The organism is Mucilaginibacter sp. (assembly GCF_028288105.1).
In the GTDB taxonomy this organism is placed as follows: domain Bacteria; phylum Bacteroidota; class Bacteroidia; order Sphingobacteriales; family Sphingobacteriaceae; genus Mucilaginibacter.
Genome location: NZ_JAQBOI010000086.1, coordinates 1 through 21,847 on the forward strand (window position 1 = coordinate 1; position 21,847 = coordinate 21,847).

At 40.0% G+C, this 21,847-nt stretch carries 20 protein-coding genes; 12 read left to right on the plus strand and 8 right to left on the minus strand.

Annotated features, from left to right (window positions below; genetic code table 11):
* Positions 1–1,008, minus strand: a 1,008-nt coding sequence (gene purB / locus JWQ85_RS05990) for an adenylosuccinate lyase (RefSeq protein ID WP_299465435.1), incomplete at its 3' end; no start/stop codon positions are given.
* A 106-nt stretch (positions 1,009–1,114) separates the two neighbouring features.
* Here purB and JWQ85_RS05995 point away from each other — a divergent pair.
* The 4 genes from JWQ85_RS05995 to JWQ85_RS06010 all read left to right on the plus strand — a co-directional run bounded on the left by JWQ85_RS05995 (position 1,115) and on the right by JWQ85_RS06010 (position 7,766).
* Positions 1,115–1,741, plus strand: coding sequence for a TetR/AcrR family transcriptional regulator (locus JWQ85_RS05995; protein ID WP_299465438.1), 627 nt, complete (start codon positions 1,115–1,117; stop codon positions 1,739–1,741).
* A 97-nt stretch (positions 1,742–1,838) separates the two neighbouring features.
* On the plus strand, positions 1,839–3,185 hold the full coding sequence (locus tag JWQ85_RS06000; RefSeq protein ID WP_299465441.1) for a TolC family protein: 1,347 nt from the start codon (positions 1,839–1,841) through the stop codon (positions 3,183–3,185).
* Between the two features lie 32 nt (positions 3,186–3,217).
* Positions 3,218–4,309 (plus strand): efflux RND transporter periplasmic adaptor subunit, encoded by a 1,092-nt coding sequence (locus tag JWQ85_RS06005; RefSeq protein ID WP_299465444.1) that lies wholly within the window; start codon positions 3,218–3,220, stop codon positions 4,307–4,309.
* A gap of 40 nt (positions 4,310–4,349) precedes the next feature.
* A complete protein-coding gene (locus JWQ85_RS06010; RefSeq protein ID WP_299465446.1) occupies positions 4,350–7,766 on the plus strand; it encodes an efflux RND transporter permease subunit in 3,417 nt (1,138 codons plus the stop codon).
* A gap of 79 nt (positions 7,767–7,845) precedes the next feature.
* Here JWQ85_RS06010 and JWQ85_RS06015 read toward each other — a convergent pair whose 3' ends face one another.
* Positions 7,846–8,364, minus strand: a complete 519-nt coding sequence (locus JWQ85_RS06015) for a hypothetical protein (protein WP_299465447.1) — start codon at positions 8,362–8,364, stop codon at positions 7,846–7,848.
* 166 nt (positions 8,365–8,530) lie between these two features.
* Here JWQ85_RS06015 and JWQ85_RS06020 point away from each other — a divergent pair, with 166 nt between their 5' ends.
* The 3 genes from JWQ85_RS06020 (at position 8,531) to JWQ85_RS06030 (ending at position 9,961) form a co-directional block, all read left to right on the plus strand.
* On the plus strand, positions 8,531–8,749 hold the full coding sequence (locus JWQ85_RS06020; RefSeq protein ID WP_299465449.1) for a hypothetical protein: 219 nt from the start codon (positions 8,531–8,533) through the stop codon (positions 8,747–8,749).
* Positions 8,750–8,764: 15 nt separating this feature from the next.
* The gene (locus tag JWQ85_RS06025) at positions 8,765–9,250 is read left to right on the plus strand and encodes a DUF4126 family protein (protein WP_299465452.1); all 486 of its coding nucleotides are present in this window, start codon (positions 8,765–8,767) and stop codon (positions 9,248–9,250) included.
* A 93-nt stretch (positions 9,251–9,343) separates the two neighbouring features.
* Positions 9,344–9,961: a TetR/AcrR family transcriptional regulator gene (locus tag JWQ85_RS06030; RefSeq protein WP_299465455.1), complete on the plus strand. Its 618-nt coding sequence runs from the start codon at positions 9,344–9,346 to the stop codon at positions 9,959–9,961.
* A 5-nt stretch (positions 9,962–9,966) separates the two neighbouring features.
* Here JWQ85_RS06030 and JWQ85_RS06035 read toward each other — a convergent pair whose 3' ends face one another.
* The 5 genes from JWQ85_RS06035 to JWQ85_RS06055 form a co-directional block, all read right to left on the minus strand.
* On the minus strand, positions 9,967–10,380 hold the full coding sequence (locus JWQ85_RS06035; RefSeq protein ID WP_299465458.1) for an OsmC family protein: 414 nt from the start codon (positions 10,378–10,380) through the stop codon (positions 9,967–9,969).
* 24 nt (positions 10,381–10,404) lie between these two features.
* Complete coding sequence (locus JWQ85_RS06040) at positions 10,405–10,812, minus strand: hypothetical protein (protein ID WP_299465461.1); 408 nt, start codon at positions 10,810–10,812, stop codon at positions 10,405–10,407.
* Positions 10,813–10,844: 32 nt separating this feature from the next.
* Complete coding sequence (locus JWQ85_RS06045; RefSeq protein ID WP_299465464.1) at positions 10,845–11,882, minus strand: PorP/SprF family type IX secretion system membrane protein; 1,038 nt, start codon at positions 11,880–11,882, stop codon at positions 10,845–10,847.
* Between the two features lie 5 nt (positions 11,883–11,887).
* The gene (locus JWQ85_RS06050; RefSeq protein WP_299465467.1) at positions 11,888–16,309 is read right to left on the minus strand and encodes a PKD-like domain-containing protein; all 4,422 of its coding nucleotides are present in this window, start codon (positions 16,307–16,309) and stop codon (positions 11,888–11,890) included.
* A gap of 170 nt (positions 16,310–16,479) precedes the next feature.
* A complete protein-coding gene (locus JWQ85_RS06055) occupies positions 16,480–17,718 on the minus strand; it encodes a nucleoside recognition domain-containing protein (RefSeq protein ID WP_299465470.1) in 1,239 nt (412 codons plus the stop codon).
* 84 nt (positions 17,719–17,802) lie between these two features.
* On the opposite strand from JWQ85_RS06055, the gene JWQ85_RS06060 reads away from it, so the two are divergent.
* Both JWQ85_RS06060 and JWQ85_RS06065 read left to right on the plus strand, forming a co-directional pair.
* Positions 17,803–18,243, plus strand: coding sequence for a DinB family protein (locus JWQ85_RS06060; RefSeq protein WP_299465473.1), 441 nt, complete (start codon positions 17,803–17,805; stop codon positions 18,241–18,243).
* A complete protein-coding gene (locus JWQ85_RS06065; protein WP_299465476.1) occupies positions 18,240–18,671 on the plus strand; it encodes a DUF3052 family protein in 432 nt (143 codons plus the stop codon). The genes JWQ85_RS06060 and JWQ85_RS06065 overlap by 4 nt, the downstream gene beginning before the upstream one ends.
* On the opposite strand, the gene JWQ85_RS06070 is transcribed toward JWQ85_RS06065, so the two are convergent.
* On the minus strand, positions 18,655–19,131 hold the full coding sequence (locus tag JWQ85_RS06070; protein WP_299465479.1) for a hypothetical protein: 477 nt from the start codon (positions 19,129–19,131) through the stop codon (positions 18,655–18,657). The two genes, JWQ85_RS06065 and JWQ85_RS06070, sit on opposite strands and share 17 nt — an antisense overlap.
* A 111-nt stretch (positions 19,132–19,242) precedes the next feature.
* Between JWQ85_RS06070 and JWQ85_RS06075 the strand changes: the two genes are divergently transcribed.
* The 3 genes from JWQ85_RS06075 to JWQ85_RS06085 all read left to right on the plus strand — a co-directional run.
* On the plus strand, positions 19,243–19,671 hold the full coding sequence (locus JWQ85_RS06075) for an OsmC family protein (RefSeq protein ID WP_299465482.1): 429 nt from the start codon (positions 19,243–19,245) through the stop codon (positions 19,669–19,671).
* A 16-nt stretch (positions 19,672–19,687) separates the two neighbouring features.
* On the plus strand, positions 19,688–20,524 hold the full coding sequence (locus tag JWQ85_RS06080; RefSeq protein WP_299465485.1) for a maleylpyruvate isomerase N-terminal domain-containing protein: 837 nt from the start codon (positions 19,688–19,690) through the stop codon (positions 20,522–20,524).
* Positions 20,525–20,781: 257 nt separating this feature from the next.
* Positions 20,782–21,847: OmpA family protein (locus JWQ85_RS06085; RefSeq protein WP_299465488.1), on the plus strand; the 1,066-nt coding region annotated here is incomplete at its 3' end.

The following is a 21,847-nucleotide window of genomic DNA, read 5'->3' on the forward strand; positions in this document are numbered from 1 at the left end:
ATCGCGCTGTAAGCGGGAAATGGGGAGTTTTGCAGCTAAATGCTCAAACAAGGCATTTGCAATACCCAGGTTACCCTCACTGTTCTCAAAATCTATCGGGTTAACTTTATGCGGCATAGCCGATGAACCAACTTCGCCGGCTTTTATTTTTTGTTTAAAAAAGTTCATGGATATGTAAGTCCACATGTCGCGATCAAGATCTATCAGAATATTATTGATGCGTTTTAATGCATCGCACTGCGCGGCAAAATTATCATAATGCTCTATCTGCGTGGTAAACTGAGAACGATGCAACCCTAAAGTATCGTTAACGAAATGATTACCAAATGCTTTCCAGTCAATTTCCGGGTAGGCTACATGGTGCGCGTTGAAATTACCGGTTGCTCCACCAAACTTAGCAGAATAAGGCACCGCCTTTAATAAGGATAGTTGGTTTTCCAGGCGCTCAACAAACACATTTATCTCTTTACCCAGGCGCGTTGGCGATGCCGGTTGCCCATGGGTATGGGCCAGCATAGGAATCGCATCCCAATCGGCAGCATACTTTTTTAGCAGGTTAAGCAACTCATCAAAAGCGCCATAATAAACCTCATCAAGCGCAAGTTTAAAAGAGTAAGGTATGGCAGTATTATTAATATCTTGCGATGTTAAACCAAAGTGGATGAACTCTTTATACTCTTCCAGTCCACCTAAATTATCAAACTGTTTTTTGATAAAATATTCAACCGCTTTTACATCATGATTAGTTGTTTTTTCAATCTCTTTTATTGCGACGGCATCCTGTTCGGTAAAATTTCTGTAAATATCCCGTAACTTTTCTGTTTTATTTTTATCAAAACCTTGCAGCTGCTTTAAAGGATGCTCGCAAAGGCCTATAAAATATTCCACCTCGATGAATACCCTGTATTTAATAAGGGCGTATTCTGAAAAGTAGGCAGCCAAAGCTGATGTGGTGTTACGGTAGCGACCGTCGATAGGGGATATAGCAGAAAGGGAATTCAATTCCATGTAAATCAATTTTTGCAAAGATAACATAAACTGTAAAATGTCAATGTAAAGTAATTTGGTATGGAAACTTTGAAATCTAAAAATGTTTCCATAGTTTTGACCCATAATGTCAAACGGTCAAATAGAGAGAATAATTCAGGGTGGCGAAGACTTGTTTTTACAAGCAGGAATTAAAAGCGTAACCATGGATGATATAGCCAAACATTTGGGTATGTCAAAAAAAACCATTTATCATTTTTTTAATGATAAAAATGATCTGGTAATGGCGCTGGTAAAGAAAAAACTGATTGATGACGAATGTCAGATAAACAGTATCATTCAGAGCTCGGCCAACGTAATTGAGGAGATGATAAACATGATGAAATGCTCGGAAGAGATTTTTTCTCGCATCAACCCGATTGTTGTACACGATTTGCAGAAATATCACCCTGAAGCATGGGCAGAGTTTCAAAAATTTAAAGCGGATGTGCTGGTAAAAACTTTAGAGGAATTGTTGACTAAAGGTATAAAACAAGGATTCATAAGGCCTGATATTGATGTAAGGATACTGGCCAAAATGCGTGTTAACCAGGTAGAGATGGGCTTTAACGCTTCAATATTCCCAGTATCGCAGTTTAGTACCTGGCGGGTGCAATACCAGTTACTTGAGCATTTTAACTATGGCATTTGTACAATAAAAGGCCACGAGCTATTAGATCAGTATAAAAATGTACACGTTGAACAATTAAATTAATAAACATGTACACTGCTGACATACAGTTGTCAATTAAACAAATTGTTTTGTAACATAATAAAAGAAGACATACATAATAACCTATCATACATAATAAATGAAACGAATATTCACCTTACTAATATGCATAACGGGAGCCTTGCAAGGTTATTCACAAACCCAGCCAGCGCCTCAAACTTATAATTTTTCGGTTCAGGAAGCTATTGATTATGCCCTAACACATAAAGACTCTGTTGTAAATTCCGGATTGGATGTTAAAAACGCTGATTACTATGTTAAAGAATTAATAGGGCAGGGGTTTCCTCAGATAGATGGTACCGCCTCTTTCCAGGATTATTTAAAAATACCTACTACATTGCTACCCGGCGAATTTTTTGGTGCGCCGGCAGGTACTTTTATCCCCGTAAAATTTGGTGTTAAATACCAATCGAACCTGGGAGTAAATGTAAGCCAGCTTTTATTTGACCCAAGCTACATTATTGGTTTACAGGGGCGCAAAACGTATAAAGAATTATATAGCCGCGGTTACACCAGTACTAAAATTGATGTTACAGCCAAGGTTACCAAGGCTTACTACCAGGTTTTGGTAAGCAACGAGCAAATAAAATTACTCGATGCCAACATTGCGCAGCTAAAGCAACAGGTAGATCAAACAACTGCCCAAAATAAACAGGGATTTGTTGAAAAAATTGACGTTGACCGTATTGCTGTACAATATAATAACCTTGTTACGAGTCGTGAGAATACGCTGCGTTTACTGGCACTAAACTATCAGTTGCTAAAGTTTCAGATAGGTATGCCAATTCAAAATAGCTTAACCCTTAAAAATGGTTTAAATGATATTAAGCTTGATGAAAATATTGTTGAAACAGTTGCTGATACTGCTTCTTATAAAAACAGGATCGAGTACAAGGTTTTTGAAACCGGTCTTAAGCTAAGTGAATTTGATCTAAAACGTATGAAAGCCCAGTTTTTGCCGACATTAAAGGCTAACGTAGCTTATACGGCATCTTATCAAAACAATAGCTTTAAAGATCTGTACAGCACCAGTTTTCCGTCAAGTTATGTCGGACTTACTTTAAACGTACCTATTTTTAGCGGTGGCCAGCGTACAAACCAGGTAAGGCAGTCAGAAATCACTGTTCAAAAAAACAAAAACAACTTAAATGGTTTGCGTAATGGTTTAAACCTACAAGCTGCACAGGCAAAAATAATTTACATGAACAGCTTACAATCATTAAATAACCAAAAACGCAACCAGGAACTGGCCCGCGAAGTTTTAAGAGTATCTAAGATTAAATATGAGCAAGGGGTAGGATCGAGCATTGAAGTTACACAAGCACAAACCGCGCTTGAAAGTGCCGATAATACATACGTACAAAGTTTGTACGACGCCCTTGTAAGCAGGGTAGATCTTGACAGGGCTTACGGAAGAATTCAATAACAATAATCTAAACCATATATACTAAAATACAAATGAAAAAATTAATATACATACCGGCATTACTGTTACTGGCAGCTTGCTCAAGCAAACCAAAAGATAAAAAAACAGAGCTGGCTGATCTGCAGAAGCAACAAGCGGAATTAAATACAAAAATTACTAAGCTGCAAGCAGAGGTTGGTACTACCGATTCCACAAAAGCAATTGAAGTAGGTGTTGCAGAAGTTAAAACCGGTTCATTTACCAACTATGTACAAATACAAGGTAAAATTGATGCGCAGGATAATGTTACCGCTTACCCTCAATCGACAGGTACTATTACGGCTATATATGTAAAAGTTGGCCAACACGTATCAAAAGGCCAGGTACTTGCACAATTAGATAACAGTGCGCAAAGGCAAACAATTGCACAAAACGAAGCAACGGTTTCCCTTAACCAAACCTTGTACAACCGCCAGAAAAACCTTTGGGACCAGAAAATTGGTACCGAAGTGCAATACCTGGAGAAAAAAGCAACCCTTGATGCAAGTAAAAAAGCTTTATCAGCTTTACGCGAGCAAGCTGCAATGTTCCGTATCGTATCTCCAATCAGCGGTACTATAGATCAGATGGACCTTAAACTGGGCCAGGTTGCACAGCCGGGTACTACAGGCATACGCATTGTAAATGCCGATGTATTAAAGGTTAAGGCCGATGTGCCTGAGAGTTATGCAGGCAGGGTAGGCACAGGTAATGAAGTTTTGATTTTAGTACCTGATGCTAAAGATTCTTTAAAAACTAAGGTAACTTTTGCTGCTAAAGCTATTGACCCTACATCACGCAGTTTTGCAGTGGAAATTAAACTACCTGAGCGCAAAACCCTTCGCCCTAACATGACTGCTATTATTAAGATAGCCGATTATTCTAAAAACAATGCTGTTGTGATACCTGTAAAAGCTATCCAGAAATCAGAAGAGGGCGATTACGTGTTTGTGAACGAAAGTGGAATTGCTAAGCGCAAACCAGTTAAAGTTGGTGTAACTTACGGTGGCCGCTCAGAAGTATTATCTGGCTTAAAGGCCGGCGAACAGTTAGTTACCGAAGGTGCTGCCGATATTGAAGATGGCGATAAAGTAAAGGTTTTATAGTTTGCTAATTAATTTTTCACACCCATGATCTATTACAGATATGAAAGATATTAAAAAAGAGTTTGGCCCCTCAAGTTGGGCCATAGATAATAAAACCGCCATTTACGTGCTCATATTTATGATCGCCGTACTGGGTTTGGTGAGCTATAATAATTTGCCTAAGGAGAATTTTCCGGACATTGAGATACCCAAAATATTTGTTACCACTACATTTTTAGGTCAGTCGCCGCAAAACGTAGAGAATTTGGTTACCCGCCAACTGGAAAAAAAATTAAAATCTCTTAAAGGCCTTAAAAAAGTAACGTCCAATTCGGTACAGAATGTATCAATTATTACCGCTGAATTCCAGACCGACGTAGATATAAAGGATGCGAAGATAGACGTACAGGATGCGGTTGACAAAGCCAAACAGGATTTGCCGCAAAACGACAATAATTTTAAGGAGCCCGTTGTATCAGACGTTAACATTGCCGATCTGCCCATACTTTATGTTAACATTTCTGGTGATTATGATCTGAAGCGTTTAAAGGAATACGCAGATCTTTTAAAAGACGAGATAGAAAGCTACAAAGAGATATCAAGAGTAGATGAGGTTGGTGCCTTAACGCCTGAAATACAGATAAATGTCGACATGAACAAGATGGCAGCAGCCCAGATAAGTTTCAATGACATCACACAGGCTATTGGTAACGAAAATATTTTATCATCTGCTGGTACTATTAAAACCGATGGGGTTCGCCGTAGCATTGATATTAAACAAGATTTTAAGAATGCCGACGAGGTAGCAGCTATGGCAATAAGAAACCCTAAAGGGCAGGCTGTATACTTACGTGACATTGCTGAAATTAAAGACTCGTTTTTAGAGCAGGAAAGCTACGCCCGTTTAAAAACTACTGATAACCCTAAGTTTAAAAATGTAATTACCCTTAACATAAGTAAAAGGGCTGGCGAAAACCTGATACAAGCATCGGATAAAATAAACGAACTGATAAAACTGAAACAAAAAACAGTATTTCCTAAAGGCCTGGATATTGTGGTAACCGGTGATCAGTCTGAGAAAACCCGTACAACGCTTAATGATTTGATCAATACCATAGTTATTGGTTTTATATTGGTAACTGTTATCCTTATGTTTTTTATGGGTACAACCAATGCCATATTTGTGGCCTTGTCGGTGCCGCTATCGTGCTTTATCGCATTTATGGTGATGCCGTGGATAGGGTTTACGTTAAACATGATCGTGCTGTTCTCCTTCCTGCTTGCCTTAGGTATTGTGGTGGATGATGCCATTGTGGTTATTGAAAACACACACCGTATTTTCGCTAACGGAAAAGTGCCTATTAAAGAAGCCGCTAAAATGGCGGCAGGTGAGGTGTTCCTACCGGTATTTTCTGGTACCATGACAACTCTTGCACCATTTATTCCATTAGCTTTCTGGCATAGTATTATTGGTGAGTTCATGTTTTTTTTACCTATAACGCTTATCATCACTCTACTGGCATCATTAGTTGTAGCTTATATTATGAATCCGGTATTCGCGGTTGATTTTATGGAGCCACACCATCCGGGCGAGCATGATAAACCAAAATTTGATAAAAAAACAAAACGTGCTATGATCTATATGGCAATAGCAGCAGCTATTGGTTATTGGATAAATATTGGAGTAGGTAACCTGGTAGTTTTGATAATGGTGTTATACCTTATCAATCATTTCTTCCTGTTAAAAGTGATAGACAAATTCCAGAATAATGCGTGGCCAAAGTTTCAAAACTGGTATGCTAAGTGGTTGGAAAAGGCTGTTCAGAGGCCGGTTACTATGTTAGTAGGCACGTTTGGTTTATTTATTCTGTCGATTGTGTTATTAATGACAATAGGAAAAACCCCCGAGTTTTTCCCATCAGGCGATCCTAACTTTGCCTATGTTTACATTACCATGCCAATTGGTACCGACCAGGCTACTACTAACGAGATAACAAAAAATATTGAACAGCGTGTAGCTAAAGTTGTTGAGCCCGATAAGAGTGTTGTGTCGTCAATTATATCTAACGTTACCAAAGGTGTAACAGACCCACAAGATGAAGACCAGGGCGATTATCAAAACAAAGGTAAAGTAACCGTTGCTTTTGTAGAGTTTGGTAAAAGGAATGGTAAAGATACAAAAGCAATTTTGGCTAAAATACGTAACGCGGTACAAGGTTTACCAGGGGTTAAAATTGCGGTTGCACAAGAGGCGAGCGGCCCGCCGGTACAAAAAGATATCAGTATAGAAATAATTGGTGACGACTTGGATTCGTTAGTAAAAACAGGTAGCCGCTTAAAAACTTACCTGAATAAGCAAAACATCGCCGGTATTGAAAATCTGGTTGCCGACGTGCAAAGTGATAAACCGGACATTGTATTTGATATTGACCGTGAGCGTGCAAACCGCGAAGGTATAAGCACCTCGCAGATAAATCAAAATTTAGGCACTGCTATATTTGGTGCAAAAGCAGCCGATTTCAGGAATACGAAAGAGGATGACTATCAGATAAAAGTTAGGGCTATGGAAGAGCAGCGTAGTAATATTGATGAGCTACGTAACTTAAAGATAACCTACCGCGACTTGGCTACCGGAGGTGCCATACGCCAGGTACCAATATCCGCCTTTACCGATATCAGATACACTAATACCTTTAGTAACATTAAACGTAAACAGCAACGCAGGGTATTAACATTAGGATCGAGTGTTATAAAACCATATAACCCTAACGATGTAAATGCCAATATTTTGAGGGCTATTAAAAACTTTAGGAAAGACGATAGTATTGTAATACGGCAGGGTGGTGGTCAGGAAGATCAGATGGAAGCTGTTAACTTCCTGGGTGGAGCAATGGCAACATCATTTGGTTTGATTTTGATCATCCTGATGCTACAGTTTAACTCTATAGGTAAAACGTTTATTATCATCAGCGAGATCTTCTTAAGTATCATTGGTGTATTCCTTGGCGTAAGCCTCTTTGGGATGACGATGTCTATTGTAATGACAGGGATTGGTATTATTGCACTTGCAGGCGTAGTGGTACGTAACGGTATATTACTGGTAGAGTTTACAGATATGCTGATAGCACAGGGCGTGAGCCTGCACGACGCGGTTGTAGAAGCTGGCCATACCCGTATGACCCCGGTACTTTTAACCGCTACAGCAGCCATATTGGGCTTAATACCACTGGCTGTAGGTTTCAATATCGATTTCGTAGGCTTGTTTACGCACTTTGAACCACATATTCACTTTGGTGGCGATAATGTAGCTTTCTGGGGCCCGTTAGCATGGACAATGATATTTGGCCTGGGTTTCGCAACCGTTATTACCCTGATATTAGTACCATGTATGTACATCATCCGTGTAAACATGAAAAACTATTTCTTTGGTAAAAAAGAAAAGATCAAAGAGCCTGAATATGAAGCAATTGAGGCGTAAACCAAATATTTAATAAAAAGAGCCGCATAGTGTAACCTGTGCGGCTTTTTTTATGTTGCTACCTTTTACTTATACCTGATCAGGCTTTCAGCATGCCGGCAATTTTGTTCAGCTTTCTTTCGTTTTTACTGCCTGCATCAAGGGCATCATAAACCAAGCCGGCTGTTATTGCATAAACACTGTGGTGTAATACATCAATGGCTATATCTTTTGGTTCCTGTTGGTTAATTGGCTTGGCGGCATTATGCTTAGGCAGCATAATTATGGCCGTGCCCCAAACAGCGCCAAAATGCAGTAGGGTAGCGGGTAAACCTTTTAATCCGGTAAGGCCAATCAATCCGCGGGCAACTCCCCACGTTGTTCCATAGCTCCAATGTAGTTCTTGCGATAGCTGGTTTTTATCCTGCGGGGTAGCCGGTTTTACACCTGCAGTATTTTCGGCAACTTTAACCGGGGCATCGCTGGCCTGGCGTTTGGTTATTTTCATTTCTATCATTTGCGATAGGGTCATAACGGCTGTTGCGGCTATTCCTGCCAGCAGGCCTTTTCCTATAGCGCTCCCTAAGGAGCCAAGTGTATTATCTTCATGTAATTTCATATTACCTTTTTTGTTACCCTGTATTAACAATATAAATTACCTATTGATTTGTATTTTTTAATTCAAAGAATAATTTAGTTGATTTTGGGAATGGTTATTGTATTCATAAAAATATCTACCCAAAAACATCAATATGAATATTTTACAACTCAATCCCCAAATAATAATGTATACACCACTTGGGCAAGGCCTTACTTATTTTATAATGGATTATGGCATGAGTGTTAACTCTTGCTGGGTAGTCCGTTTGGCAAAGGGCGAAGTGAAACACTTTGACTCTAATGACGTTCGAGTAGAGGGTAACCCCACTTATGTTTTCCCGTTAAAACCAGAAATACCAGATTCGTGGATAACCTTTAGAGAGAAATTAGTTAAGGGGAATTAACAATGTACTTTGCTTATGGAAGTTAAATTAACACATGCCTTTATGCAGGCAGCAGGGCTTGGTATTATTGCGGGCATGCGCGCCTTTTCGGCACCGGTGGTAATTAGCCATGTATATAGTCGTCATCTATCAAATGAGCTAAATAATTCGCCAATAGCGTTTATTCAAACCATTACCTCGTCTAAAGTATTTAAAGTTTTAGCCGCTGCTGAACTGGTTGGCGATAAGCTACCTTACACCCCAAACCGAACCAACCCGGGCGGGCTAACGGGGCGTTTTTTGTCTGGTGCATTATGCGGTGCTGCTGTGTTTAAAGCCAGTAATAAAAACCCCTTTATAGGTGGTTTAATAGGAGGGACAAGTGCAATTGCATCTGCTTTTGGCTGTATGTTTTTGCGTTCCGGCCTTGGCAAACGCACCGGGATACCTGACCCGGTTATTGGCATAATTGAAGATATCATAGTTATTACTGCCGGTACCGCGCTTGCTAAAGACCTGTAGTTTTTACATTTTAAAATCATCTTTTAAGCCGATCATAAATAATTGATTGGAAATTTGATAGTTTTGTTAAAAAAGTCAGGACTATTTAATAGGATGAACGCATCAAACGACCAGCAAGACATTAAACGCGAAAAAATTTTAGAAGCATCGTATCAACGCTTTCTTCATTATGGCTATTCAAAAACCACAATGAACGAAATTGCCGGTGACCTTTCTATGTCAAAAGCCTTGCTTTACTATTATTTTCCGGATAAGAGTGAATTATATATGGCTGTTATGCGTAAACTGGCCAATGATTATTTAAAACAATTAGAGGATAAATTAGGGCATTTTACCGACCTGCGCGAAGCATTCCTTTTTCAGGTGAATACCCATCATGATTTTATTGTAAGCAATTATAACTTTTTTGATTTTTTCCGCCTGAACGAACAAAACCTGCCCGATACAATTTGGGAAACTGTTGGCCAGATACGCGGCGCCGAAATTAAATTATTGGCCAATGCTATACAGGCCGAAGTGGAAAAGAATAATATAAAGCCGGTTGCTAACCCAATTGAAATTGTTGAAGTGTTTTTAGACGCCCTACATGGTATAAAGGTAGGCGGCTCGCTTCCGCACAAAAAATTAAATTTCCCGCATAAAGAACATCTGGACGAAATACATAACAAGCGCCTGTTGCTTATTGATATTTTTGTTAAAGGTTTAAAATAAATCGCTTAAACCCCTTCTATACTGGTATTAATAACAATATTACCCACTAATATTTTATGGATAGGGCAGGCATTTGCGATGGTTATCAACCTCTTTCTTTGCTCATCAGTTATTTCCCCTTTAAAGGTAAGCTTGCTCTCGATCAATACCCCATTTTGATTTTTGAAAAGATCAAGATTAATGGCTATTTCATCAACGATCCACATTTTGCGATCGATATACATACGCAAGGTTATAACCGTACAGCTTGCCAAACTGGCCAATAATAGATTATAAGGCGACATGCCTTTGTCTGTACCGCCAAGCTCTGCAGGTTCATCGGCTATTATGGTGTGATTATCGCTGGTTACAATAGTTTGATACTGTGCGTGGGCTATGTGTGCTTCCGCACTAACTAAAAGCTCGTTCTCGGTTTCCATACAAATAAATTATGTGGATAAAGATCAGTTATCCTGGTCTAAATTAAGCATGGCCCAGTTAGATGTTTGCGCACCAGCCCCACCGTTATATTTTAACGTAATAGTAAAGTTTGTTTTAGAACTTTCGCCATCCTTATCTGTTGTGGTATAGAATGATTTAATAACATAAACCGAATCTGATTTTTTGGCGAATTTATACTCCGAATCTGAGAAAGAAATATTGGTTGAAAGCACCGTAGGTTGGATAAATTCTTTCGCTACACCATAAGCGGCATCACTATCCGGCAGGCCACTAAAGGCATTGGTGGTATCAGATAAGGCGAATTTCCCTAACAACAAAGCAAATATGGTTGCAAAAACTGCAATTAACCAACCTGCTTTTGAAGCTGATCTTTTCTTGATAGTTTTATCTTTCAGGTAAGCTTTCGCCATGCAGCAATATTTCCCGTGAAAGTAAATAAAAATCAATAAAAGTCATAACACCTGCTTGCGCCAAAAAACTTATGATCGCCTCCAGATCGTGATGGCAAGGTGGTTTCATAACCAATACTACCCTCAGTTGTACCACTTGTATTACTATAATTTAATCCCCCTGCCGGTACATCATGACTAACCCCAAAACGCAATTTCTCGCCGCCTTCCTTATTTATAAATAGATCAAAAATTAACGATACTACAAAAGCGCCTGGCCCGCCTGAACCGCCACTTCGATACCAGGCGCCCACATTAATACTGCGGCGTTTATATTGCATGCCCGCGCTTAAGGATTGTGCCTGCGCTTGTTTATAAAATACCACCGATGGGATAATATAAGATTTATCATCCTCATCCAAATTGTCATCTTGTGTAAGGTTGTAGCGGAAACTTGCATGCGCTGTTGCTCTTATGGGCAAGGTGGCAGATATGCCTGTAAACGATTCATTTGGGCGGTTAATATGTTGTGCCGCGCCGCCTATATTAAAGTTTTTAAGCGTAAGGTTTATCCCCGCGCCCGAATCGAAATAAAATTTATTATTATAATCCGGCTTATCGGCCCCTGTGGTAGAGCCTGGTATATAACCTAAACTCGGGTCTATCTGGTCGCCAAAAACCAGCTTACTAAAATCAACAGAACGGTTAGTAACCCCGGCTTGTATACCAAACGATAATACAAAATCTTCTGAACCTACACTGTAGGAGTATATGCCCGCTATATTATTCTTATTTAAATATGCCGAGCCCTCGCTACTCCGCGTAAACAATAAACCTAAACCACCACCAAATTGCGGTACATTGTAATCAATAGATGCCGTTAGGTACGATAAACCACCGGGTACCGATGTATATTGGTTACGGTAAATAAGGTTCATGCGTAGATCGCCCTGGAACTGGCCGTTTAGGGCGGGATTAAGATAAACCGGTGAGTTGAAAAACTGAGAATACATGTGGTCTTGTGCTGATACATGTAAACAGCCCAACAATACAGGCAAAATTAAAAGGTAATACTTCGCCAACCCCCTCATTTCACTTATTTTATTAAATGTATATACCCACTACGTTTTGGTAAAGATCCATTGTACGACATGCCTTTCCACTCAGACCCATTTAAGAATGTTGCTGATGCCTGCCATACATAAGTACCCTGTTGTACAGCTACGCCTTTAAAAGTACCGTTCCATCCTTCAATCGGTTCACCATCGCCCCCCAGCTTTGTTGTTTGCCATATTAACTGGCCCCAGTTATTAAATATTTGCAATTGCCATTGCTTAAGCTTTTGACCCTTTGCCATAAATACACGTAACTCACTCTTGCTTGATGTCGGCTGAAAAGCATTTGGCAGGAATAGTTCGCCCTTAAATTTAATTTCGATGGTATAGGTTTTTATATTTGAACAGTTGTTACCAGGGGTTGTGGCTGTAAGCGTTACGTTGTACGGCGAGTTTTCATAACTAAAAAAATGTTTACTTGGGGTAATATTATTATCGACAGGACTGCCATCTCCAAAATTCCATTGGTAAGTTAAGGATGTGGCAGGGGTACTGCCTGCATCCGGAGTTGTGTTAATAAAAGCTACATTGTTATCTATATCAACCGTATAGGTAAACTTTGGTTGCGGTAAAGGAACAACTTGTATAGAGTGCATTTCAGACTCCGCATCACCGCAGCCGGTATTACTGGCTTTTATTGATACATAATAGAGCCCTGTGTTAGGAAATGTATAGTTATAATCTGCCTGGCCGGCTTGCAATTCGTACAAGAATTTTTTTGCTTCATCATAAAAACGATAATAAAAAACAGTGGCGTTGGCCGTTAAGTTTATAAATGTTACAGGTGAACCCAGGCAAACCGTTTTTTGATCGTTTTTAATAGACATTATTGGCGTTATGTTTGACGGCGCAACGTCTATTGGATGTTTGAAAGATAGGGTATCAATCCCGCAGTTATTAGTTGCTTTCATATAAACACGCCACCTGGCATTGTTTGGTATATTTACAGTACGAAATACTGCAGCTGTTATATCAACCTTGGGTACGTGCTCTATTTCTACATCATTTTCATCCACCAGATAAAAATCATACTGTTTATTGGTGCCCGGTGATTTGTTTTCTACAGTAAGCGAAAGCGAACCACATGCCTGAGTAGTACTTGGGTTTATTATTGCAACTGGTGTGGCCGGGCTTACGATAATATTCACAGTTTTGGGCGGCTGTGCAGTGCAATTATTGGTGATAGTTAACGATACGGTGCGTGTAACATCTGTTCCATCTGCATTCGGGGTAAATGTTTTAACCGGATTTTTATCTGTCAAAAACGTGCCATCGCCAAAATCCCACCTGTATGTAGTACCCGGAAGGTCAGGGGTAGACGTATTATTAAAAATAACCTGCTGTGTTGGCCCGCACACTTGCGTTTGGGTTGGCGTAAAATTTGGCGTAATATCTGCACCATTGGTTATGGTAACCGTATCAGCATTTGGCGGGCAGTCGGCTGATCTTATTGTCCAGGTGAATTTGTATATCTGGCCCGGTTGTAAGCCACTTACAATAGCATTTGGGTCGGTTTTGTCACTAAAGTTTAAACCAGCCTGGCTCGATGCAACTGTCCATTCACCCGTGCCCGACGATGGGTCATTACCATGTAATGGATAAGTGGTTTTAGCGCAAATAGGTTCATCCGAACCGGCGTCTGATTTTGGAGCGGGCTTAACCGTAACAATAACCTGTTTTAAAGGCCCGGGGCATGTACCGTTATAAGGAGTTACAGTGTAGGTAACGGTACCGGATGTGCCGGAGTTATTTACCAATACATCCTGTATGCTTGTAACAGTTGTGGGTACCGTAGGGTTGGTGCCGCCTGTAATGCCATTTGTAGCCGCACTTGTCCAGATGTATGTTGTTGTTCCCGCTATGTTTGATGACAAGGTTATGCTTGCCGGGTTATTGCTGCAAATTTCCGGATTAACCGGGATTGCGGTAATAGCGGGTAGCGGGTGTACCGTTAATTTTAAATTGAACGGCGTACCTGCGCAACCCTTTAATGTAGGAATAATAGTGTAAGTTACAATCGCGTCGGTATTAATGTTATTGGTGACCAGGTCATTGATAGTATTGGTACTACCCGTGGCACTAAAACCACTGGCTGACCCAGTAGTTATGGCTGCCGTCCAGGTAAAGGTTGTTAACGGATTTGCCGCGGTAATGATATAATTAAAAGGATCGCCGCTACAAACAACTGCTGGAGAATTTGGATTGGTAACCGTAGCTTTTTTAATAATCGTAATAGGTACTGTGCTGGTAATAATATTACATGGGGCAGCAAGTGATGTAGTTACCTGGTAAGTTAACGTTACCTGCCCATTGGCAATATCGGCAGCAGTAGGGGTGTAGGTGGTGTTTGGGGAGTTTGGAGTAGTGAAAACACCTCCCGTAGGACTTGTCCATTGCACGTTGGTAACCAAACCGCCAACGCCGGGTGTGCCAGATAAAATTACAGGTGTACCTTCGCAAACATTTGGCTGTGGTGGCCCTGCCGATACCATTGGCGCGACAACAAATGTTAGTACTTGTGTATCTGGGGCCGGTGGACCACAGCCATTAGTATGAACAACGTTTATTGTATAGGTATCGTAGTCATTAAAAATAATACGGGGGTATTGGCTATTAGCTGTACTGCCGGCCTCATAGGTAAAGGTGCCACCATTAGCACTGGTAACTGTCCATACGTAGGTAGTTGGTAAAGCCTGGGCAGTACCCTCTAATATTGTTTTTGTGGTTGTTGCAGTTGGATCGAAGCTTAGTGTTACACCCTTGCCGCAAACATTAGCACCGTCAGCTAACTCAGCTTTTGGCACATCATTTACAAAAATATCTCTTACAGGGCCGGCTACCGTACCGCAACTTAGCGTGATAATATCAAGTCTTATTTTGTAAGCACCTGCCTGGTTAAAGGTAAAAGACGGAATTTTATCGGCCGCATTAAAGGTAACACCACCAACAGGGCCGCTTACTATAACCCAGTTATAGGTTGTGTTGGTATTACAAACTTCATCAATTACCGATGTATTAACAGGAGTTAAAGGGCCTGTCGCTAAACAATAGTTAGTGGGGATGGTGAAATTTGGTTCGGGTGCTTTTTGAATACAAATATCATATTCCTTGTCCTCAGCAGTACAACCAACACTTCCATTTTGTAAGCGCAGTTTTACTTTATAACTTTTATTAGTTAAAAAGGTGTATTTAAAAGGCTGATCTATCGCGTAATTTGTTTGAACCGAAACCCCGTCAACATACCAGGTATATTTACTTGTAAGGCTTTTACAATTAAGCGTGTTACTGGTTGGATCCTGACCCGGATCTGATATATTTACAAAGGTTACTTCAGAACCAACACAAGCGGCTATTGGGTGTGTGAAGTCATTTTTTGGTGGCGCTAAAACCTTAGCATAACTTGTTAATGGGGTAACAATATTTGGGCAATATGGACTTATTGGCTGTAAATCTACTTTAAAAACATTGTTCTGCCCGTTAACTGACCTGCCGCAAGATGCTAATGTGTAATTATGTACAACTGTACCACCAGCTTTAATAATATCGCAATAAGTATAATTTTCAGTTGTTCCGTCGCCCCAATTTACTCTATAACTAAGACCGGGATAGTTCCGTTGTATGCCTTGCGATCCTGTTATAATAACATTATATGTGAGCTGACTTGCACTATTTAAACATACAGTAGTACTACCGCTAACACTAAAGGCATTATTTACAACATTATTTATTAAAATGAACGATTTTGTGCCAATTATACCCCCTTTTTCAGCTTTCACTGTAATGGTATAATTAGCAAAACCCGCGGCAAACGATGATGGAATTGGCTTATTAGTAGCCTCTGTAGCCTGGGTTAACTCATTAAAAAAACTTGCTGTCGCATTAGCTCCAGCTGTAGATGTATTTATAAAATCATAAGGTGAGGGTGGGTTAGATTCATCAGCAATACATGCGCCAAATACTTCGGGGTTATTGTTACTAATTAATTGGGATGAAATGCTTGCAGATACACCTAGCACGGCGTTTATGCTAAATGGTGCAGAAGAAGCACTATTTATCCCCGGCGCAGGCAAGCTTGATGATACCCTTAACCTATAACCTGTACCTGCCGGAGTACCTGCCGGAATTATACCATTAACAAAAGTTCCATAAAACCCTGAAAAAGTCCCTATTGGAGTTGCGGTAGCGAAACTGCCTGATGCATCGGAGAGAAAGAGCGTGAACGTATTACCAGTACCTATACAACCCGATGTATTGTCCACATGGATAGGCAGCGTTATGCTTGACCCCCTCCCGTAAGGTCCCGGGTCAACAGCGCCCACGGTAATAGTTTGCGCAGAAGAAGCGGTTATTACAAGTAGGGGTAAAAAAACAAGAAATAAACCTTTAATAAAAGCTTTACCCATCAATTATCATCAAAATCATTTTCATAAGCGGTAGCGGAAATAATAAGTGTATTATAGCCTCACTGTTATACAAACTTATAGTTTATCTGATCTTTATACGAAACAAAATTGGCTGTGTTACAAGTGCATTGATATAAATGAGCAAAAAAATGTGATACTTCCCGAGGTTATTAACCAAAAAACAAATAAGAAATTAGTATCGCCGCTATTACCCCGGCAAAATCGGCAATTAAGCCGGCGGGGATCGCATACCTGGATTTTTTTATCCCTACCGATCCAAAATACAAGGCAACTATGTAAAATGTAGTATCAGCCGAGCCATTAAATACCGAACCAAGCCGGCCTGCAAAACTATCCGGACCGTAGGTTTGCATCACGTTTATCATCATAGCTTTTGAACCTGATCCGCTTAAAGGCTTCATATAGGCAACCGGCATGGCATCAACAAAACGGGTATCCATGTTTAAATTTGTAGCTGCCCATCTTACACCGTTATTCAGATAATCGAGCGCGCCACTGTTACGAAAAACGCTTATAGCAACCAGCATGGCTACTAAATAGGGGATTATCTTTACAGATACCTCGAAGCCGCTTTTGGCACCATCAATAAAACTCTCGAACACGTTTACCTTTTTGCGTAACGCGCCTAAAATAAATACAGTAGGTATGGCAAACAGCAACAAGTTACTGGCTACTTTAGATACTGTTGTTATTTGCTCTTTATCAAGGTAATGCGTAAAATAAAAAACCAGTAGGGCAATAAAGGCCGTCATTCCGCCCAGCCAGCTTACAATAACCCTATCAAAAAGGTTTATTTTTTGTTTAATAGCCACCGCTATCATTCCTACAACTGTTGCTACATAAGTAGCTATTATGCAGGGGATTAAAACATCAGCAGGATCTTTTGCATGCAATATAAAACGTTGTGCTATAATTGTTACGGGCAGTAATTGCAGCCCCGATGTATGCAGCACCAAAAACATGATCTGCGCGTTTGATGCGGTTTCTTTATTAGGGTTAAGTTCCTGCAGGCTGCTCATGGCCTTTAAACCCAGTGGGGTAGCGGCATTATCTAAACCTAACAGGTTAGCCGAAAAGTTCATCATCATTTGCCCGGTGGCAGGATGCTTCTTAGGTACTTCGGGGAATAAACGACTAAGGAACGGCCCTACAATACGCGACAAGAAATTCATAGCGCCGGCGCGTTCGCCAATGTTAAGGATACCCAACCATAACACCATGTTACCTGCCAATGGCAGCGCGATATCCATTACCGATGATTTGGAGCTGTCAAACATGCCATCAACCAACAGCTTAAAGGCATCTACATCACCAAAAAACACCAGTTTGCAAAATGCTATCACAAAAGCAATAAGAAAGAATGCTATCCAGATGTAGTTTAAGGCCATAGTAATGATTCAGGCCATGAAGATAATTTTTTTTGAATAATTTATCAGGATTAACCATATTTAAATCAATTTATTTGCTTCGCGATGAAAGAAACAGCCCATACTTTGAATACAGTTATTAACGATTTCTTACAAAATACCGCATCAAGCGTAAATTGGGGAAACGAAGCAGCACCAGGCAAGTGGACAAACAAAGAGATAATAGGTCATTTAATTGATAGCGCTCATATTAACCTGCAACGTTTTGTACGCTGTACTTACGAGGAGGGTTTTAAACTGATCTATTTTCAAGAAGAATGGGTACAGGCACAGCATTACCAGGATGCAGATATCACCCATCTTCTAAAACTTTGGGAACTGGTTAACCGGCAAATAGTACACGTGTTGCAAAACTATCCTGCTAATCGTACACAAATTAAATGCGACAATGGCCGTGATGGGCCATCATTTAACACGGTTGAGTTTTTAGCTAATGATTATATTGTGCATATGCAGCACCATCTAAATCAGTTAACACGATCATGAGCACTTCAGGATATTCGGGTACGCCATTGGCAAAAAAGCTTGGAATAAAATCGGAGTTTAAAGTTAAGCTTATTGGTGAGCCCGGATATTATTTAACACTGTTTACAGACCTGCCCACGAATGTTTATTTTGTTGCAAATAAAGAAAGCCCGGTGAACCTTATTCATTTTTTTACAAAAACTAATGCCGAACTGTTATTTCAGCTTCCGGAGTTAAAGCAACAAATTACACAAGATGGCATAATATGGGTTTCCTGGCCTAAAAAAGCCTCAAAAGTAGTTACAGATATTACTGAAGACAAAATAAGAGATTATGCACTTCAAATAGGACTGGTAGACATTAAGGTTTGTGCTGTAGACGAAATATGGTCGGGCTTAAAACTGGTTATTCCGGTTAAAAATCGTATTAATGTTAATTATAAGCCGTAATGCTTTTGTCTGATACGATACGGATGCTATATTCCCGCCGGGTAGGGTTGTAGGGTACGGCATCATTCACCATAACATAAATCTCCCCAAGCTCTTTTACCTTAAAGTATTGTACATCTGCGGTGCTGTTCTCTTTATTTACATATTGCGATATAGAATTGTATAGCATGTTATATTGGGCCAGTTCGTTTGTTTCCATCTCAATAAACATGCGCTTGCCATCACTTCGCAGGTTAATATTCACATAAGTACCGCCTGGGATGTTAAGATTGTATTTTCTTATATTCTTTTTCTCATCTTTTTTGGTGAGCATATAACCTTTGGCTGTAAAAAATGTATCGGCTTTGTTGATATTGTTATGCAGTACGTAACTCAGATCGTCATACGATATCAGATTACTTTGTGCAAAACATGCTGTTGCGAAGCAGAAAAAGAGTGTGGATGATAGCAGCTGTTTCATGATATTTTTGACCGCAATTGGCCATCTGTTTATTTAGCGTCAATATATTGAATTGATATTTTATTATTATCTCAAAAGCATAACTTAGCATAATTATTACATTACTATACTATGCCTACAATAAAACTATCACGCGTTAGCGGCGACTATGGCTTTGAAGCCACCGACGAATATGGCCACACCGTACGTATGGACAGCAGCCCCGAAAGTGGCGGTCAAAACTTTGGCGTACGCCCTATGCAAATGCTTTTAATGGGTTTGGGCGGATGCTCGGCCATTGATGTTATTGCCATATTAAAAAAGCAACGCCAGGATGTAATTGATTACAAAATGGTTATAGCCGGTGAGCGTGAAGCAGGCAAGGAGCCATCTTTATGGCAAAACATTACGTTAGAATTTCATTTATATGGTACTGTTGATGAAGATAAGGCTAATAAAGCTGTAGAATTATCGCTTAATAAATATTGCTCTGTAGCCGCCACGCTTTACAAAGCAGATGCTGATATTAAATGGAAGGTAATTATCCATCCAGCCGAATAACAATATCAAGTGCCGTATGCAGCAGATTATACCTATACCAACATTACATTTATTCCCTGTACTGGATGAATTGTTGATTGAACTGCTTACGTCATTATCAGCTGATGACTGGAATAAACCAACTGTAGCCCGTTTATGGACGGTTAAAGATATTGCCGCGCACTTGCTTGATACAAATGTACGTACCATATCGTACGCACAAGGTTACGAGGTGGCAATTGCCAAACAAATAAACAGTTATCAGGAGCTTGTAGCTTATTTAAACGAACTGAACGCTACCTGGGTTAACGCTATGAAGAGGGTTAGCCCGCAATTGCTTATTCACCAGTTGGAGAGCACCGGTAAACAATATATCCAATATTTAAACACACTAAAACCTTTTGAACAGGCTAAATACTCGGTTGCCTGGGCAGGAGAGGAGACCTCATTAAACTGGTTTGATATTGCGCGCGAATACACCGAAAAATGGCATCACCAGCAGCAGATACGTGATGCAGTTGGTATCCCCGGTTTAATAACTAAGGAATTATTTTATCCTTGCATAGATACATTTATGTATGCCTTGCCGCATTCTTATCGCAATATTGATGCAACAGAAGATACAGTAATTAAAATAACTGTAAGCAGCAACATTGGTGGCGACTGGTATTTACAAAAAGCTGCCGATAATTGGCAACTTTTGAAACAGCAACCATCAAATACTATCCACTCAGAGGTTATTATTGACCCGGATACCACTTGGAAATTCCTCACAAAAGCTATTACCCCGCAAGCTGCCATGGCAAAATCTACGGTTATGGGGAATACACAATTAGGCAATACAGTATTCAGCACCATAGCTGTGATGGCATAAAATCCTCCATATTGTATGCTTTTAGATGCACATTTTAGTGCATGTTTAGCCTTTCGGCCTGAAAAGTTGACTAAATTATTTAGTTGGTACGCTCATTAGTGTAATATGTTATGGCATAGTACTTTAATCATGTTTTATAAAACCTACTTGCCTCTGAAATAAACAACCAAACGCTTAGAATGCTGTACTGGCATTAATGTTGCCTTGTGGGTGTAGTCTGACTATACTGTTTAGCAGACAATCAAAAATAACACAACATGAAAACAAATTTAAAAAAAGCTTCAATACTGCTTACCGGTTTATTGGTGAGCGGTTCACTATTTGCCCAAACCGATTCATTAGACACTAAAAATTATGTTAAACCATTTTCGGGCGGTCCTTTCCGTACGTGGTCAATAGGTGTTCATGGTGGTTTATTAACCCCATACACAATTTTTGGCGCCAATGGCAGGCAAGATTTTAGAAAACCTCAATCTGAAATAGGTTATGGTGGTTACATTAAAAAGCAATTTTTACCTGGTTTTGCTTTACAAGCCGATTTCCTTCGTGGTGAAGTAAGCGGTACTAATGGGCAGGTAGGCGTTGGTACGCCAAATAGCTTTAATACCAAATTAAACTGGTCTGGTGCATTAAGCGCGAACATTACACTGGCAAACATTAACTGGTTCAGCAAAAAAAGCTCTATACAGCCATACTTAACTGCCGGTGCGGGTTACATGGGTTATAAAACAACCACAACTGATGCTGCAGGCGCTACCACTACCTATGGTGATGGCAGTATCAAAGAATGGTTTGTACCGGTTGGTTTAGGTTTTAAAGTTAATTTAGGTTCAAGTGTAAATTTAGACCTAGGTTACCAGGTTAACTTTGTACAATCAGACAATTTTGATGGTTATAATGTAGGATCTGGCAACGATAGGTTCTCTTATGCTCACATTGGTTTAGAGTTTGCTTTGGGTAGTTCTAACAAACCACAATTAGCTACTTACAACCCGGTTAACTCCATGCGTACCGAATATGTATGGGAAAACCAACAAACTAAAACCATGTTGCAGGCACAAATTGATGCCGAAAAAGCTAAGAACGATCAGTTAAGAAATGATCTTAACACTACTAACGCTAACTTAGCTAAGTTAACTGTTGATAGCGATGGTGACGGTGTATTGGATATTAACGATAAATGCCCTAACACACCTGCTGGTACTAAGGTAGATGGTTCTGGCTGTCCGTTAGCTGCCCCAACAACAACTAAAGTATATATTACTGAAGAAGACAGGAAAGTTGTTCGTGAAGCGATCAAAAACCTTGAATTTGATTTTGGCA

Bases quoted from the DNA above. Each gene is read 5' to 3' on its own strand.
- JWQ85_RS05995 (WP_299465438.1), top strand. From the start codon at position 1,115: ATGTCAAACGGTCAAATAGAGAGAATAATTCAGGGTGGCGAAGACTTG.
- JWQ85_RS06000 (WP_299465441.1), top strand. From the start codon at position 1,839: ATGAAACGAATATTCACCTTACTAATATGCATAACGGGAGCCTTGCAA.
- JWQ85_RS06005 (WP_299465444.1), top strand. From the start codon at position 3,218: ATGAAAAAATTAATATACATACCGGCATTACTGTTACTGGCAGCTTGC.
- JWQ85_RS06010 (WP_299465446.1), top strand. From the start codon at position 4,350: ATGAAAGATATTAAAAAAGAGTTTGGCCCCTCAAGTTGGGCCATAGAT.
- JWQ85_RS06015 (WP_299465447.1), bottom strand. From the start codon at position 8,364: ATGAAATTACATGAAGATAATACACTTGGCTCCTTAGGGAGCGCTATA.
- JWQ85_RS06020 (WP_299465449.1), top strand. From the start codon at position 8,531: ATGTATACACCACTTGGGCAAGGCCTTACTTATTTTATAATGGATTAT.
- JWQ85_RS06025 (WP_299465452.1), top strand. From the start codon at position 8,765: ATGGAAGTTAAATTAACACATGCCTTTATGCAGGCAGCAGGGCTTGGT.
- JWQ85_RS06030 (WP_299465455.1), top strand. From the start codon at position 9,344: ATGAACGCATCAAACGACCAGCAAGACATTAAACGCGAAAAAATTTTA.
- JWQ85_RS06035 (WP_299465458.1), bottom strand. From the start codon at position 10,380: ATGGAAACCGAGAACGAGCTTTTAGTTAGTGCGGAAGCACACATAGCC.
- JWQ85_RS06040 (WP_299465461.1), bottom strand. From the start codon at position 10,812: ATGGCGAAAGCTTACCTGAAAGATAAAACTATCAAGAAAAGATCAGCT.
- JWQ85_RS06045 (WP_299465464.1), bottom strand. From the start codon at position 11,882: ATGAGGGGGTTGGCGAAGTATTACCTTTTAATTTTGCCTGTATTGTTG.
- JWQ85_RS06050 (WP_299465467.1), bottom strand. From the start codon at position 16,309: ATGGGTAAAGCTTTTATTAAAGGTTTATTTCTTGTTTTTTTACCCCTA.
- JWQ85_RS06055 (WP_299465470.1), bottom strand. From the start codon at position 17,718: ATGGCCTTAAACTACATCTGGATAGCATTCTTTCTTATTGCTTTTGTG.
- JWQ85_RS06060 (WP_299465473.1), top strand. From the start codon at position 17,803: ATGAAAGAAACAGCCCATACTTTGAATACAGTTATTAACGATTTCTTA.
- JWQ85_RS06065 (WP_299465476.1), top strand. From the start codon at position 18,240: ATGAGCACTTCAGGATATTCGGGTACGCCATTGGCAAAAAAGCTTGGA.
- JWQ85_RS06070 (WP_299465479.1), bottom strand. From the start codon at position 19,131: ATGAAACAGCTGCTATCATCCACACTCTTTTTCTGCTTCGCAACAGCA.
- JWQ85_RS06075 (WP_299465482.1), top strand. From the start codon at position 19,243: ATGCCTACAATAAAACTATCACGCGTTAGCGGCGACTATGGCTTTGAA.
- JWQ85_RS06080 (WP_299465485.1), top strand. From the start codon at position 19,688: ATGCAGCAGATTATACCTATACCAACATTACATTTATTCCCTGTACTG.